This is a genomic window from Nocardia sp. NPDC004718 (assembly GCF_053601535.1).
On the sequence record NZ_JBSGCA010000026.1, the window covers coordinates 1 to 14,122 of the forward strand.

Here is a 14,122-nt window from a genome sequence, read left to right on the forward strand (position 1 = left end):
AACATCTCGACTTCCACGTCCGCCCTGCGGAGCAGCTCGTCGGCCGCGTAGCAGGCAGCGGGCCCGGCGCCGACGATCGCGACGCGCAGGGTGCCGCGACGGCGGGACCGCCGAGTTCGGCGACCACCCGTTCGACACCAGCGACCACGGCATCCATGGCCGCGTCGCCGATCACGTGGAATCCGGCCTGGATGCCGGCGACGGTGCAGGCGCGGACGTGATTCGCGATCGCCTCGACATCGAGATAGCTTCGGCCGCAGCCGGATTCGTCGGCATAGGGTGCGCGCAGCCACGCCGTCCGCGAGCCGAAGGAGCCGTCGACGAACAGGTCGCCGCCGAGTGCGTGCACGCCGAGTTCGTCGATCAGGGCGCGAGCCTGCTCGGCGCTGCGCACCGCCTCGCCCCAGTAGGCCCGCACCTGGACGCCGTGCTCGAATTCGAGCAGTTCGCGAACGTCATCGCGACCCGCGATCTCCGGCCCGGCGCATTCGTGGACCGCGACGACACCGCGCGCGGCGGCGTGGTCCAGTGCCGCGGCGCGCGCTCGATCCCGTTGTGCCCGCGTCAATCCGGCGAGCGCGGCGGCGCGCACCAAGTGGTGGGCGGCGGCACGCACGGGCTCGCCTCGGGTGAATCCGTCGGTCGCCGCCAGCCCGGACAGCGCGTTCAGCAGCGCCGAGGACACCACCGCGGAGTGCGCGTCCACGCGGGAGAGATAGACCTGCCTACCCGCACCCGCCGCCGCGTCGAGCTCCTCGACGGTGGGCGGCCGTCCCTCCGGCCAGGCGGTCTCGTCCCAGCCGTCACCCAGTACCGCGCCGTCGGGGTGCGCCGCGGCGAACTCCCGCAGCAGCCGCAGGCAGTGCTCGAGCGACCGGGCGGCCGACAGGTCGAGCCCGGTCAGCTTCAGGCCCAGCGCGGTGACGTGCACATGCGGATCGACGAACGCGGGCGCGACGAAGGCGCCGTGGAGGTCGATGATCTCGGCATCCGGATGCAGCGCCCGTCCGGGTTGCTCGGCGCCCAGCCAGACAACAGTTCCGTCGCTCACCGCCATCGCCGTGGCGTCGGGTGAACTGGCGCTGTAGAAACGGCCGCCGATCAGCAACTGGGTACTCACGAGGCACCAGTCTGCCCCATGCCCGATGCGACGGTTTCGGTCAGGCGTTCAGCACGGAGTGGCGGTCCAGATCCTCCGGTTGCGCGAGCAACGCCATCACCTCCGCGTATTCCGGCGGCGTACCGCCGGCTCTCCCGGCCGCCGCGGGCAGGCAGCCCGCCTCCACGGCGATCAGCTCCAGCCGCAGCGCCGCGGCCGTGAATCCGGAAATCGACTGTCCCGCAGCGGCGGCCGCTCGTTTCACCGCGGCGGCCAGCTCTTCGCTCACCGTCACGGTGAGTTGCTCGGTGGTCATCGCGTCACGATAGCCCTTCGCGGCGCGACACGGAACCGGGTGCGGCGAGTCCACTCAGGACGAGGGGATCCCGCGGCGCGCGTTGCCCTGACCGTCGTCGTACCACTGCCCTGCGACGACGCCGTCCACCACGTCACCACCGTCGACGACCACCCCACGGTAAGGCGTGGTCGCGACCAGCTTGCCGAAACGCCGTGCGGCGAAGGCCGCCAGCACCGGACGCGCCAGGAACCGCGTGGGCGGCAGCAGCAGGAGCAGACCGAACAGCGAGGTGACCAGGCCGGGTACGAACATCAGTACACCGCCCGCCGCGACCAGGGCGCCGTCCGCCACGGCGGTCCCTGGCGCCACTTCCCCGCGCGCGGCCCGGCGGAACTGCTCGAACACCCGCCGCCCCTGCGAACCGACCAGCAGCATGCCCGCCCCCGATCCGGCGATCAGCAGCAGAATGGTCGGCAACGCGCCGATCAGCTGACCGACCGTGACCAGCGCGGCGATTTCCACGACGACGTACAGCACGAACAACAAGGCGGGCATGGCGATCCTTTCGGACGATCTACCCGGTCAACGTCTCGCGCCCGGTTTTTTCTCCCTGGTTCGCCTGATAGGTCGCTGAGAGCCCGCCGTCATCCGCCCGGCCGCACCAGCCCGGTCTCGTAGGCGAGCACGACCGCCTGAACCCGATCGCGCAGACCGAGTTTGGTCAGCACCCGGCCCACGTGTGTCTTGACCGTGGCCTCCGAGAGGTACAACTGCTCGGCGATCTCCGCGTTGGAGCGGCCGGCCGCGATCTGCTCGAGCACTTCACGTTCGCGGGCGGTGAGCACGTCGAGCACGCCCGGGTCGCGGGTGCGCGCCGGGTTCTCCGCGATGAGCCGGTCCAGCAGACGTTTGGTGACCTTCGGCGACACCACGGCGTCACCGGCGGCGACGCTGCGGATGGCCGAGACGAGATCCTCCGGCGGGGTGTCCTTCAACAGGAATCCGCTCGCCCCCGCCCGCAGCGCGCCGAGCGCGTGCTCGTCGAGGTCGAAGGTCGTCATGACGAGCACCCGGCTGCCGTGCCCGGCCTCCACGATGCGGGTCGTGGCGACGACACCGTCCACCACGGGCATCCGCACGTCCATCAGCACCACGTCGGGACGCAGTTCCGCCGCTGTGGTGACCGCGGCCGCGCCGTTGGCCGCCTCGCCGATCACTTCGATGTCCGGGTGCGCGCCGAGCACCATCTTCAATCCCATCCGCATGAGTTCCTGGTCATCGACGACGAGCACGGTGATCGGCACGTTCCCCAATGTAACGTGGCCGCTTCGCCGCGCCGGGCGGCAGCTGCGGCGCCGGCCTCGCCCACTGGTCGATATGTGCCGAATTCGACAGCCGCCAAACAATTTTCACGCGACGAGCGGATGACATCGTTCAGTCCGCCGGGTCGGAACGCAGCGGGATGCTGGCGTGCACCCGCCAGGCTCCGTCCGCGTGGCGGCCCGCGTCCAGGCTGCCGCCGAGCACGGCGACGCGTTCACGCATCCCCACCAGGCCGAGACCGCTGCCCTGGATGCGCGGGCCCGGTTCCGGCGGCGACGCCCCACCGGTGTCCGTGACGTCGATCAGCACGTCGGCATCGGTGCGGCGCACCCGCACCCACGCCTTCGGATGCGGCCCGGCATGCCGCAGCGTGTTGGTCAGCGATTCCTGCACGATGCGGTGCACGCCGAGACTGACCTCCGGCGCGATGTCGTCGAGTTCGCCGGTCAATTCCAGCTCGACGGCCAGACCGGTGCCGCGCATCATCTCCACGACCTTGGCGATGCCCGCGGTGCCGTGCTGGGGCAACTGGTCGGGCGCGTGCTCCGTGCGCAGCAGCGCCACGGTTCTGCGAAGTTCGCGCAGCGCCTCCCTACCGGTGCTCGCGATAGTGCCGAGCGCCTGCTCGGCCGCGTCCGGGTCGCGGCGCAGCGCGTACTTCGCCCCGTCGGCCTGCACGATGATCACACTCACCGCGTGGGCGACCACATCGTGCAGTTCCCGCGCGATGCGGGTGCGTTCGGCCGCGACGGCGTCGTGCGCGCGACGCTCCTTGTCGTAGTCGGCGACCGCGAGCCGGGCCGCCACCTCGGCGTCGTAGGCGTGCCGCGCGCCGACGAACTCCGCGAGCGTCCAGCACAAGGCGTAGAACATGGCGGTGAACACGCTGTCGGACCCGGACGGCTTGCCGATCGCGACGATCGAGAGCACGACATCCACCACCAGGCCGAGCCCGTACCACAGTCCGTCCCGCCTACCGACGTATGCGACCAGCGTGTACAGCATGATGCCGTGGGACAGCTGCGCGATGTGGTCCGCGTCGTCCTGGACCAGGAAGCCGACCAGCGACTCGGTCAGCGACAACGCCAAGGTCGCCGCCGCCATGGCCCGGGGATACACCCGCCGCAGGGCGATCGGCAGCGGAAGCAGCACCCCGATGGCCAGGTAGGCGACCTTGTTGTGCGCGTTCCCCACCCCGATGATCTCGAGCAGCACGAAGATCGCCGCCAGCACCGAGTCGGCCACGACGGGCTTGCCCCGGAGCCACAGACTGAAACGACGCACGGGATCAGGGTAGGTGGCCCCGGCGGACACCCCGCGGGGTCCGGATCCCCGGTCTGGTTGTCTGACCGGGTGGAGATCGGAGACTGGGCGGTTTTGTTGACAGCGGCGACGGCGGCGGGCTGGGTGGACGCGGTGGTGGGTGGCGGCGGGTTGATCGTGCTGCCGACATTGTTCGTCGTCGCTCCCGGCATCGCGCCGCAGACCGCGCTGGGCACCAACAAGCTCGCCGCGGTCGCCGGGACCAGCGCCTCGGTGCTGACCTTCGCTCGCAAGGTACCGATGCGCTGGCGGGTGCTGCTGCCCGCGGCGGTGATCGCCGCGGGGGCGGCGGCACTGGGCGCGTCCGCGGTCTCGCTGATCGACCGGGAACTGTTCATTCCGATCGTCATGGTGGTGCTGGTCGGCGTCGCGGTGGTCGTCACGCTGCGTCCGTCCATCGGCGTCACCCTGGCCACGCATCCACCCACCAGGCGGAAGGTCGTCCTCACGGTGGCGTTGGCGGCCGGGTTGATCGGCTTCTATGACGGCTTGCTCGGGCCCGGCACCGGAACGTTCCTGATCATCACCTTCGCGACCCTGCTCGGGACCGAGTTCGTGCGGGCCGCCGCCATGGCGAAGGTGATCAACTGCGGCTCCAACGTCGGCGCTCTGCTCTTCTTCGGGGCGACCGGGCACATCCTCTGGGCACTCGGCGCGGGGATGGCCGTCGCGAATGTCCTCGGTGCCGTGGTCGGCGCGCGCATGGCGCTGCGGAAGGGCGCCGAGTTCGTCCGCGTCGTGCTGCTGGTGGTGGTGATCGGGATGGTGATCCGCCTGGGCTGGCAGCAGTTCGGCTGATCAGCCCACCGGTTGGGGGTGCTGGGTGGCCAGCCACGGTTGCAGCACCCGCGAGGTGGTCTCGTGGATCTCGCGCTGCAGGCGCTCGCCGTCCTCGACGCCCGCCACCGGTCGCTGGAACAGCACCGTCAACGCACCCGACACCGCACCGACGACCGCGCCGACCAACGCGGCGGCGCCGACCTCGTCGAGTTCGGCGGGGAACGCCTTGTGCAACTGCCTGGCGATCTCGCGTTGGGTGACCAGCTGGGCGTGCGCGGCGCGGCCGCTCACCGCGGGCACCGTCCGCGACACCTGGGCGCGCAGCGCCCCGATCCGGGCATGGAGGTCGTCGACGAGGTGCTCGCCGGGGTTGTCACCCGCCGCGCGCAGTCCGCGCAGCACGACCTCCACCGGCCGTTCGCCCGGACGCCTGCTGGCGATCGCCGCCACCGCGGCGCGCACCCGCTCGTCGGATTCCGGGAAGAGCAGCTCTTCCTTGCTCGCGAAATAGTTGAAGAACGTGCGCGTGCCGACGTCCGCAGCCGCGGCGATGTCGGCCACCGTGGTCTCCTCGTAGCCGCTCGTCTCGAACAGCTCGGCTGCGGCTTCCAGAATGGCTCGGCGGGTACGTTCGCGTTTACGGTCACGGAGGGCGGATGGCGGCACGCGGGCACAGTACGGCATCCAGCGAGCAACACGCGGCAAAGCCCGAGTGTCGCGCGCGCCGTTCACCCGGCGCCACTACGCATCGCGCGCGAATCGGCACACGATGCGCTGTCGCACGGCGTGTGATCACCGCGCACGCGTGGCGATACCGACTAGGTTGGTGCGGGTGAGCATCGCGACTTCCAGAGACGTGGACGCCGAGTTCCTCGGCCTGCCACTGGCCGCGCTCGCCGACGCCGCACTGGCCGCGGCAACGGCGGCCGGCGCCGAGCACGCCGACCTACGGGTGCACCGCCTGGTGACCCAATCGATCCGGTTGCGCGACGGGCGCGTGGAGGCCGTCACCGACAGCACCGAACTCGGCTTCGCCGTGCGGGTGATCGTGGACGGCACATGGGGTTTCGCGTCGCACGCCGCGCTCACGCCCGGTACCGCCGCCGAAGTGGCGCGCACCGCCGTCACGGTCGCGACCACGCTGCGGGCACTCAACCGCGAACGCGTCGAGCTGGCCGACGAGCCGCGTTACGCCGACGCGCGCTGGGTGTCGGCCTACGACGTCGACCCGTTCGCCGTCCCGACCGGCGAGAAGGTCGCACTGCTGCAGGACTATTCGGAGCGCCTGTCGCACGCCGACGGGGTGGATCACGTCACCGCGAGCGTGTTGCAGGTCAAGGAGCAGACCTTCTACGCCGACACCGCGGGCTCCTCGATCGTCCAGCAACGGGTGCGGCTGCACCCGAGCCTCGAAGCGATCACCGTGGACGCGTCGGCAGGTGTGTTCGAGACGATGCGCACGCTGGCCGCACCGGTCGGCCGCGGATGGGAGTACGTCACCGGGGCCGACGGCGTGTGGGACTGGGACGGCGAACTGGCCCGGATTCCGGAGTGGCTGGCCGAGAAGGTGAAGGCGCCCAGCGTGCAGGCCGGGCCGACCGACCTCGTCATCGATCCGACCAACCTGTGGCTGACCATCCACGAATCCATCGGCCACGCCACCGAGTACGACCGCGCCATCGGCTACGAGTCCGCTTACGCGGGAACCTCTTTCGCCACTCCGGACCAGCTCGGGTCACTGCGTTACGGCACGCCGATCATGCACGTGACCGGCGACCGCACCGAGTCGCACGGACTGGCCACGGTCGGCTACGACGACGAGGGCGTCGCCGGGCAGCGCTGGGATCTGGTCCGCGACGGCATCCTGGTCGGCTATCAACTGGACCGGGTGTTCGCGCCGCGCCTCGGCCTGGAGCGGTCCAACGGCTGCTCGTACGCGGATTCGGCGCATCACGTTCCGATCCAGCGGATGGCCAACGTGTCACTGCAACCGGATCCCGACCGCGACACCAGTACCGAGGAACTCATCTCCCGGGTGGACGACGGCCTCTACATCGTCGGCGACCGATCCTGGTCGATCGACATGCAGCGCTACAACTTCCAGTTCACCGGCCAGCGGTTCTTCCGCATCCGCGGCGGCAAGCTCGACGGCCAGGTGCGCGATGTGGCCTACCAGGCCACCACCACCGACTTCTGGGGCGCGATGGAAGCGGTCGGCGGCCCGTCGACCTGGCGGCTCGGTGGCGCGTTCAACTGCGGGAAAGCGCAGCCGGGCCAGGTCGCCGCGGTCAGCCACGGCTGCCCGTCGGTCCTGGTGCGCGGCGTCAACATTCTCAACACCCGGACGGAGGCAGGCCAGTGAGCGACGATCTCTTCCCCGCCGGCGTGACCGTGGAGCGCGCGCTGGCGCTGTCGCGCGCCGACGAGGCGATGGTGATCGTCCGTGACGAGCACGAGGCGTCACTGCGCTGGGCGGGCAACTCCATGACCACCAACGGGTCGTCGGTGTCGCGCAAATGGGCGGTGATCTCGGTGTTCCGCGAGGGGCCCACGCTGGCCCGCGTCGGCACCATCGCCTCGTCCAGCGTCGACCCCGACGACATCGAGGCCGTCGTGCGCGCCAGCGAGGAGGCCGCGCGCGGCGCCGAACCCGCGCGTGACGCGATGCCGCTGCTGGAGCCCGACGCCGTCGACCACGACTGGGCCGCCCCGGCGACCGGCACCGGCATCGAGGTGTTCACCGATCTGGCCGAGGGCCTGTCCGCCGGATTCGACAGCGCCGACCGTCTCTACGGCTTCGCCCATCACCAGATGCACACCACCTGGCTGGGCACCTCGACCGGCATCCGGCGCCGCTTCGTGCAACCCACCGGTTCGGTGGAGATCAACGGCAAACGCGGCGAGGGCGCGGATCTGGCCAGCGCGTGGGTCGGGGTGGGTACCGCGGACTTCACCGACGTCGACGTGTCCGGCTTGCTCGCGGACCTTTCCCGCCGCCTGGACTGGGCCAAACGCAAGGTCGAGCTGCCCGCGGGCCGCTACGAGACGCTGCTGCCGCCCTCCACCGTGGCCGACCTGATGATCTACCTGGCCTGGTCGATGGAGGGCAGGGGCGCGCAGGAAGGCCACACGGCGTTCGCGCGAGCGGGCGGGACCCGGGTCGGCGAGCGACTGAGCGATATTCCGCTCACGCTCTACTCCGATCCGCACGCGCCCGGACTGGAGTACCAGCCGTTCGTGGCGGCGACCGCGTCCTCGGAATCGATGTCGGTGTTCGACAACGGCCTGACCGCAGAGCGCGTCGACTGGCTGCGCGACGGCGTGATCTCCGCGCTGATCTATCCGCGCGCCACCGCCGCCGAGTTCGACGCACCCGCCACGGTTCCCGGCGACAACCTGCTGCTCACCGGCGGTTCCGACGCCACGATCGATGACATGATCGCGCGCACCGAGCGCGGCTTGCTGCTGACCACCCTGTGGTACATCCGTGAGGTCGATCCGGCGACGCTGCTGCTCACCGGTCTCACCAGGGACGGAGTGTATCTCGTGGAGAACGGCGAGGTCACCGCCGCGGTGAACAACTTCCGGTTCAACGAGAGCCCGCTGGATGTGCTCCGGCGGGTGAGCGAGGCGGGCGCCACCGAGCTCACGCTGCCGCGGGAATGGAAGGACTGGTTCACCCGGACCGCGATGCCGCCCTTGCGGATTCCGGACTTCCACATGTCGTCGGTCAGCCAGGCGACCTGAGCGCGGCGGGTCAGGCCGCGAGGTCGATCTCGATGCCGATGGTTCCGGACTTGCCGCGCCGCAGGTTACTGCCGAGGATGACGAGGGGACCGGTGAGCCAGTACTTGCGCCGCAGCAGCTTGCGGACCCGCTCCGTGCCCTCGGCATCGAGGACCCGTCCGGTTCCTTCGATCACCGCGCCGTGCGGTTTGCCGGTCGCGCTGCACGGTTGCACGCTGACCGCCGGATTGCGACGCAAGCGCTTGACCTTCCAGCTGTCGGTCACGGTCCAAACGTACAGTTTGCCGTTCTCGGACACCGCCCACACCGCGGTGCCGACGGGCGATCCGTCCTTGCGGAAGGTGGTCAGCAGCACGTAGTCGGCCTTGGCGACGGCGTCCAGCGAATTCGTCATGCGGGCAGCGTATCCCGCATCCCGGTGCGGTGAGCGACGCGGGAAAGGCGCGGGTTCGTGCCGGACATTCACTCCGGAAGTCGGTACTCCCCCGCTTCCAGACGCGCGAGCATTCCGTCGGTCCACTTCGACAGGTTCTCGAACACGCCGCTCCACAGCTCCAGCAGATCGGTCGCGTGCGGCGCTTCGTACCGCCCGGGGAAGTCCGGGATCATGGCGAGCAGGTCGGCGCGCACTTCCTCGCTGCGGCGGCGCTGTTCCCGCAATTTCGCGATGACGTGCGCCCTGGGCAGCGCGTCCATGAAGGCGATCGCAGCGCCCAGTTCCTCCATGTCGATGCTGACCAGCGCCTCGTCCATGAGCCCGCGGAACTCGGCCTCTCCCGCCTCGGTCAGCTCGAACAGCGTGCGCCCAGGGCCCTGGTCGCTGGTCTGGGTGCCGAACGCGCTCAGCTTGCCCTCGCGGGTGAGCTGCTTGAGGGCGTGATAGATCGAGCCCGGCTTGACGTTCGTCCAGGTTTCGGCCCGCCAGGACAGCAACTCCTGACGCACCGCGTAGCCGTGCACGGGCTGACGCAGGCGCATCACCCCCAGCACGAGCAGGCGCACCACCGACATCGCGAACTCCTTCCGCTCCCAGATCGCATGGTAGTCAAGTTTGACTTCCGGCGAAAACCAGCGCTACGCTCGTCTAGTCAAAATTGACTACCGCAGGTAAATGGGAGTTTTCATGGCCGACACGGCGGTACCACAACTGTGGACCGGCGACCTGACCGACACGCTCGACTTCTACCGCACGCTGGGCTACACGGTGACCCACGAGCAGACCCGCCCCTACGTCTACGGCGCGGTGGAGCACCACGGTTGCGCGCTGCACTTCGTGCCCGCGCCGAAGAACGGCGACATCCCCGCCGAGCGCGCCGGTTGCCTCGTGATGGTCGACGACATCGCGAGCAGGCATCGAGCCTTCTCCGCGGCGCTGCGCAGCCGCTACGGCAAGATCCCCGCCAAGGGCCTGCCCCGGATCACCCGCTTCCGGCCTGGGCAATCCCGGTTCACCGTCATCGATCCGGCCGGCAACCAGGTGATCTACATCCAGCGCGACGAACCCCCGGAGGTGGAGTACGGCGGATCGAGGGAGTTGGACGGGCTGGCCAGAGTGCTGGACAACGCCCGCATCCTGCGCGACTTCAAGACCGACGACAAGGCCGCGTTCCGTGTGCTCGAGGTCGGTCTCGGCCGGTTCCGCGGCGCAGCGCCCCGGCTCGACGTGGCACGGGCACTGGCGGCACTCGCCGAACTCGCCATCGCGGCCGGCGACCCCGGCGGAGCCGATGGATTCCGGACGGAGTTGCGCGCGATGGAACTGTCGGCCGAAGAACGGGCGGTCATCGCCGACGAGTTACGCGCGTCCGACGACCTGTCCGTCTGGCTGTCGGAAAGTTAGACCGTCACGCCGCGGTCAGCACCTGCGGCCCGTCCGGCGTGATCGCGATGGTGTGCTCGGAGTGCGCGGTTCGGGAGCCGTCCGCCGAACGGATGGTCCAGCCGTCGGGATCGGTGACGATGCGGTCGGTGGTACGCGCGAACCACGGTTCGATCGCGATGGTGAGTCCGGGGCGCAACCGATAGCCGCGCCCCGGGCGGCCGTCGTTGGGCACGTGCGGGTCCTCGTGCATGGTGCGACCGAGGCCGTGACCGCCGAATTCGGTGTTCACCGGATAGCCGTACGCCCGCGCCACCTCGGCGATGGCGGCGGAGATGTCGCCGATGTGGTTGCCCGGCACCGCGACCGCGATCGCCGCGTCCAGCGCCTCTTCGGTCGCCCGCACCAGCCGAATGTCCTCCTCCGCGGCCGAGCCGACCACGACCGTGGTCGCCGCATCCGCGACCCAGCCTTCGATGCCGACCGCGAGGTCCATGGTCAGCACGTCGCCGTCGCGCAAGGCGTAGTCGAACGGAAGTCCGTGCAGCACAGCGTCGTTGACCGACAGGCAGACGGTATTGCGAAACGGTCCTCGCCCGAACGAGGGCGCGTAGTCCCAATAGCAGGACTGGGCGCCGCGCGCGCGGATGCGCTCCCGGACGTGGGCTTCCAGGTCGAGCAGGTTCACCCCTACCCGCGCCCGGTCGCGCAACTCGGCGAGCACGTCTGCGACGAAGCGCCCTGCCACTCGCATCCGCGCGATCTCCGCGGGGCTCTTCAACTCGACCATCATTCCTCCAGTGCGCCGGTATTTTAATACCACCCTAGCCGCGCCGGTATTTTAATACCAATCCGTCTTGCGACCTCACACTGCCGTCCGTAGCCTGAGCGCATGGTCCGCCTCCCGTTGACCCCCGCGCAGATCGAGTCGGGTCGCCGCTTGGGCGCCGCCCTGCGCGCGGCCCGCGCGAACCGCGAACTCACCGCCGTCGCCCACGCCGCCGGGATCTCACCGGAGACGCTGCGCAAGATCGAGACCGGACGGTTGCCCTCGCCGGCTTTCGGCACCGTGGTGGCATTGGCACAGGCGCTCTCGATCCCGCTCGACGATCTCGCGGACATCTGGCGATCGGCCGGTCTCGCCGAGTCCGCCTAGGACGGATCGCCTGCCGCCTTCGGAGCGATCGCGATCCCGACGGACGCGTTCGCGCCGCGCAGCAGCTTGTGCCCGCGAATGGCGAGTTTGCCGATGATTCCGTACTTGTCCGCGACCACGTCGCGCACGCGCTGCGTGCCGTCCGCGTCGAGAATGCGCGCGCTGCCCGGCAGGACCTCTTCCGCCGTCGGCCGGCCGCGCCCATCGCAGACCTGCAGCGTGACGTCCGGATTGCGGCGGATCCGCTTGACCTTCCAGGTCTCGGGATTGGTCCACACGACGATCCGGTCGCCATCCGGAGCCACCCACACGGGTGTGCCGACCGGCGTCCCGTCCTTCTTGAAGGTGGTCAGCCGCACGTATTTGCTCTGGCTCATCTCGTTCCACGTCATAGGGCAACGGTAGGCCCGCGCGACGGCGGCGACATCCGACCGCAGGACGGTTCGCGATTACGTGTATGGGCGTAGGTGGCGGCAGCCGTGTCCGCCGAGCCGCCGCCGCAATTCGTCTGTTGCTCACCACCAGCCGGTGGCGAATTGCAGTGCGAGGCTGGAGATTCCGAGGACGATGGAGAGGATGCCGCCGAAGATCAGGGGGCGATGGCCTGCGGTGCGTAGGCGCTGCGGCGTGAGGGTGGTGCCGACGGCGGCCAGGACGGCGGCGATCAGCCAGGCGCTGACGTGGCTCAGGGCGGTTGTCCACGAGGGCCGGATCACGCCGGTGGCGGCGAGAGCCGACGCGGCGAGGAACAGCACCACGAACAGCGGAATGGTGCGCCACAGTGGCGTGGCGCCGGAATCGCGCCGGGCTCCGAAGTGCAATCCGACGCACAGCGGGATGATCGCCAGGCTGCGCACCAGCTTGACAATGACGGCGAAATGCGCTGCGGCGGAGCCGAAGGCCACACCGGCGGCGAGCACCGAGGACGTGTCGTTGATGGCGGTGCCCGCCCACAAGCCGAATGCCTGCTCGGACATGCCGAGCAGGCGGCCCAGCGGCGGATAGACCAGCACCGCGACGACATTGAAGACGAAGATGGTGCCGAGAGCGTAGGCGACCCGCTCGCGCTCGGGCTTGATGACCGCCGTGGCGGCGGCGATGGCGGAGGCCCCGCAGATGGTGGTGCCCACTGCCACCAGGATGACCGACTCCCGGTCCAGGGCCAGCAGCCTGCCGATGACCAGGGCGGCCAGGGCGCCGACGAGCAAGGTGCCGATCAGCACGACAATCGTGCCGCGGCCCACGCCGACCACCGCGCCGGCGGGCAACCCGAGACCGAGCAGGACGATGGCGGCGCCGAGCGATCGTCGCTGCGCCGAGGCCAGCCCGGGAGTGAATCGCTCGTCCCCGGTGCGGCGTGCGAAAACACCGAATATCGCGCCACCGGCCAGCGCGAGCACGGGCACGCCGAGGACGGGCCACACCGCATCCAGGAAAGTCGCGGCGGTGGCGAGCACCGCTGCCACCAGAAGGCCGGGTCCGTGCCGGCGAAGATGCCTCATTTCGACAACGATCGCGGCAAACGATCTGTCCGGGTAGCCGTCGGGACGAGAGCACCTCATAAGCCGAGCTGATGGGGCGGGGAATGCCGCGCGATCGCAGCGGGCTCATAATCTGCCCATGACGCTGCCGCCAGGAACACCTGATCTGGAGGTGCTCGACCTGCTGGTCTCCGTTGCGGAGTCGGGCAGCCTCGGCGCGGCCGCGCGCAGGCACGGCATCAGCCAGCCCGCCGCGAGCATGCGGATCAGCGCCCTGGAACGACGGCTACGGCTACGGCTGCTGGATCGCGGGCCCACCGGGTCGACGCTCACCGACGCGGGGCGCTCGGTCGTGGAGCACGCGCAAGCCGTGCTCGACGCGGCGCGGGCCTTCGGCGCGGGTGTGGCCGCGCTGCACGCTGCTCAGGTGCCACACCTGCGGATCGCCGCGTCGAAGACCATCGCCGACTATCGCGTTCCGCAGTGGCTCGATGCTTTCCGCGAGTCCTATCCGGAGGTGGCGGTATCCCTCGAAGTCGACAACACCCGGCATGTCGAGGAACTGGTCCGCAACGCCAGGGCGGACATCGGTTTCGTGGAGGGACCGCACCCGCCGCCCGGCCTCGGCAGCCGGGTGCTCGGCGCCGACGATCTGGTTGTCGTGGTCGCGCCCGGCCACCGGTGGGCACACCGCCGACGGCCGGTGACATTGCGCGAACTGGCGACCACTCCCCTGCTGTGGCGCGAGCCTGGCTCCGGCACCCGCGACACGGTATGGGAAATCCTGGGCGCGGAGTGCCAGCCTGCCCGCCCGGCCGCCGAACTGGGCTCGGCGGCGGCGATCGTCGCGTCGGCGCGGGCCGGAGTCGCACCCGCGGTGCTGAGCCGGTTGATCGCAGCACCCGATCTGGACAGCGCGGCCCTCGTGGAGGTGCCGACGGCCGACTCCGTCGTGCTCACCCGGGAATTCCGTGTCATCTGGCGTCGGCAAGCTCCTCCGTCCGGGCCCGCGGAAGCGCTGGCCCGGTGCGCCGCGGGCGCGCGCAACCGGTGAAGCACTCGGTCCGCGCACACGGGACCCACCCGGTCGGCGGGC

General features: G+C 70.1%; 17 protein-coding genes. 6 read left to right on the top strand and 11 right to left on the bottom strand.

Annotated features, from left to right (window positions below; translation table 11 throughout):
- The 5 genes from ACWEH3_RS20490 to ACWEH3_RS20510 all read right to left on the bottom strand — a co-directional run.
- Positions 1–1,120: amidohydrolase (locus ACWEH3_RS20490; RefSeq protein ID WP_452358371.1), on the bottom strand; the 1,120-nt coding region annotated here is incomplete at its 3' end.
- 40 nt (positions 1,121–1,160) lie between these two features.
- A complete protein-coding gene (locus ACWEH3_RS20495; protein WP_450025949.1) occupies positions 1,161–1,415 on the bottom strand; it encodes a hypothetical protein in 255 nt (84 codons plus the stop codon).
- Between the two features lie 54 nt (positions 1,416–1,469).
- The gene (locus tag ACWEH3_RS20500; protein WP_450025951.1) at positions 1,470–1,952 is read right to left on the bottom strand and encodes an FxsA family protein; all 483 of its coding nucleotides are present in this window, start codon (positions 1,950–1,952) and stop codon (positions 1,470–1,472) included.
- Positions 1,953–2,041: 89 nt separating this feature from the next.
- A complete protein-coding gene (locus ACWEH3_RS20505; protein ID WP_039798341.1) occupies positions 2,042–2,701 on the bottom strand; it encodes a response regulator in 660 nt (219 codons plus the stop codon).
- A gap of 130 nt (positions 2,702–2,831) precedes the next feature.
- Positions 2,832–4,004 carry a sensor histidine kinase gene (locus tag ACWEH3_RS20510; RefSeq protein ID WP_450025954.1) on the bottom strand — a complete coding sequence of 391 codons (1,173 nt, stop codon included), beginning with the start codon at positions 4,002–4,004 and terminating at the stop codon, positions 2,832–2,834.
- 69 nt (positions 4,005–4,073) lie between these two features.
- Between ACWEH3_RS20510 and ACWEH3_RS20515 the strand changes: the two genes are divergently transcribed.
- Complete coding sequence (locus ACWEH3_RS20515) at positions 4,074–4,841, top strand: TSUP family transporter (RefSeq protein WP_450025956.1); 768 nt, start codon at positions 4,074–4,076, stop codon at positions 4,839–4,841.
- Here ACWEH3_RS20515 and ACWEH3_RS20520 read toward each other — a convergent pair whose 3' ends face one another.
- Entirely contained in the window at positions 4,842–5,489 is a 648-nt protein-coding gene (locus ACWEH3_RS20520; protein ID WP_356962114.1) for a TetR/AcrR family transcriptional regulator, read from the bottom strand. It lies immediately after the preceding gene.
- Positions 5,490–5,655: 166 nt separating this feature from the next.
- Here ACWEH3_RS20520 and ACWEH3_RS20525 point away from each other — a divergent pair, with 166 nt between their 5' ends.
- Positions 5,656–7,185, top strand: coding sequence for a TldD/PmbA family protein (locus ACWEH3_RS20525; protein ID WP_450025958.1), 1,530 nt, complete (start codon positions 5,656–5,658; stop codon positions 7,183–7,185).
- Positions 7,186–7,253: 68 nt separating this feature from the next.
- On the top strand, positions 7,254–8,570 hold the full coding sequence (locus ACWEH3_RS20530) for a metallopeptidase TldD-related protein (RefSeq protein ID WP_450025976.1): 1,317 nt from the start codon (positions 7,254–7,256) through the stop codon (positions 8,568–8,570).
- A gap of 10 nt (positions 8,571–8,580) precedes the next feature.
- On the opposite strand, the gene ACWEH3_RS20535 is transcribed toward ACWEH3_RS20530, so the two are convergent.
- Both ACWEH3_RS20535 and ACWEH3_RS20540 read right to left on the bottom strand, forming a co-directional pair.
- Positions 8,581–8,964 (bottom strand): PPOX class F420-dependent oxidoreductase, encoded by a 384-nt coding sequence (locus tag ACWEH3_RS20535; RefSeq protein ID WP_450025960.1) that lies wholly within the window; start codon positions 8,962–8,964, stop codon positions 8,581–8,583.
- Positions 8,965–9,032: 68 nt separating this feature from the next.
- Positions 9,033–9,581 (bottom strand): PadR family transcriptional regulator, encoded by a 549-nt coding sequence (locus ACWEH3_RS20540; RefSeq protein WP_450025962.1) that lies wholly within the window; start codon positions 9,579–9,581, stop codon positions 9,033–9,035.
- Positions 9,582–9,693: 112 nt separating this feature from the next.
- Here ACWEH3_RS20540 and ACWEH3_RS20545 point away from each other — a divergent pair, with 112 nt between their 5' ends.
- Positions 9,694–10,410 carry a glyoxalase gene (locus ACWEH3_RS20545; protein ID WP_450025964.1) on the top strand — a complete coding sequence of 239 codons (717 nt, stop codon included), beginning with the start codon at positions 9,694–9,696 and terminating at the stop codon, positions 10,408–10,410.
- Positions 10,411–10,414: 4 nt separating this feature from the next.
- Here the strand turns inward: ACWEH3_RS20545 and map are convergent, their stop codons facing one another.
- Entirely contained in the window at positions 10,415–11,179 is a 765-nt protein-coding gene (map, locus tag ACWEH3_RS20550) for a type I methionyl aminopeptidase (RefSeq protein WP_450025966.1), read from the bottom strand.
- 102 nt (positions 11,180–11,281) lie between these two features.
- Between map and ACWEH3_RS20555 the strand changes: the two genes are divergently transcribed.
- Positions 11,282–11,545 carry a helix-turn-helix domain-containing protein gene (locus tag ACWEH3_RS20555; protein WP_450025968.1) on the top strand — a complete coding sequence of 88 codons (264 nt, stop codon included), beginning with the start codon at positions 11,282–11,284 and terminating at the stop codon, positions 11,543–11,545.
- On the opposite strand, the gene ACWEH3_RS20560 is transcribed toward ACWEH3_RS20555, so the two are convergent.
- Together ACWEH3_RS20560 and ACWEH3_RS20565 are read right to left on the bottom strand one after the other, a co-directional pair.
- Positions 11,542–11,937, bottom strand: coding sequence for a PPOX class F420-dependent oxidoreductase (locus ACWEH3_RS20560; protein WP_450025970.1), 396 nt, complete (start codon positions 11,935–11,937; stop codon positions 11,542–11,544). The genes ACWEH3_RS20555 and ACWEH3_RS20560 overlap by 4 nt on opposite strands.
- A 123-nt stretch (positions 11,938–12,060) precedes the next feature.
- The gene (locus ACWEH3_RS20565; RefSeq protein ID WP_450025972.1) at positions 12,061–13,047 is read right to left on the bottom strand and encodes a YeiH family protein; all 987 of its coding nucleotides are present in this window, start codon (positions 13,045–13,047) and stop codon (positions 12,061–12,063) included.
- Between the two features lie 118 nt (positions 13,048–13,165).
- Between ACWEH3_RS20565 and ACWEH3_RS20570 the strand changes: the two genes are divergently transcribed.
- On the top strand, positions 13,166–14,080 hold the full coding sequence (locus tag ACWEH3_RS20570) for a LysR substrate-binding domain-containing protein (protein WP_450025974.1): 915 nt from the start codon (positions 13,166–13,168) through the stop codon (positions 14,078–14,080).
- Positions 14,081–14,122: the final 42 nt, after the last annotated feature.

What these genes read in the sequence shown, in the direction of transcription:
- ACWEH3_RS20530 (WP_450025976.1), top strand. Translation starts at nt 7,254, where the DNA reads ATGGTGATCGTCCGTGACGAGCACGAGGCGTCACTGCGCTGGGCGGGC.
- ACWEH3_RS20500 (WP_450025951.1), bottom strand. Translation starts at nt 1,952, where the DNA reads ATGCCCGCCTTGTTGTTCGTGCTGTACGTCGTCGTGGAAATCGCCGCG.
- map (WP_450025966.1), bottom strand. Translation starts at nt 11,179, where the DNA reads ATGGTCGAGTTGAAGAGCCCCGCGGAGATCGCGCGGATGCGAGTGGCA.
- ACWEH3_RS20570 (WP_450025974.1), top strand. Translation starts at nt 13,166, where the DNA reads ATGACGCTGCCGCCAGGAACACCTGATCTGGAGGTGCTCGACCTGCTG.
- ACWEH3_RS20535 (WP_450025960.1), bottom strand. Translation starts at nt 8,964, where the DNA reads ATGACGAATTCGCTGGACGCCGTCGCCAAGGCCGACTACGTGCTGCTG.
- ACWEH3_RS20555 (WP_450025968.1), top strand. Translation starts at nt 11,282, where the DNA reads ATGGTCCGCCTCCCGTTGACCCCCGCGCAGATCGAGTCGGGTCGCCGC.
- ACWEH3_RS20495 (WP_450025949.1), bottom strand. Translation starts at nt 1,415, where the DNA reads ATGACCACCGAGCAACTCACCGTGACGGTGAGCGAAGAGCTGGCCGCC.
- ACWEH3_RS20545 (WP_450025964.1), top strand. Translation starts at nt 9,694, where the DNA reads ATGGCCGACACGGCGGTACCACAACTGTGGACCGGCGACCTGACCGAC.
- ACWEH3_RS20540 (WP_450025962.1), bottom strand. Translation starts at nt 9,581, where the DNA reads ATGTCGGTGGTGCGCCTGCTCGTGCTGGGGGTGATGCGCCTGCGTCAG.
- ACWEH3_RS20565 (WP_450025972.1), bottom strand. Translation starts at nt 13,047, where the DNA reads ATGAGGCATCTTCGCCGGCACGGACCCGGCCTTCTGGTGGCAGCGGTG.
- ACWEH3_RS20560 (WP_450025970.1), bottom strand. Translation starts at nt 11,937, where the DNA reads ATGACGTGGAACGAGATGAGCCAGAGCAAATACGTGCGGCTGACCACC.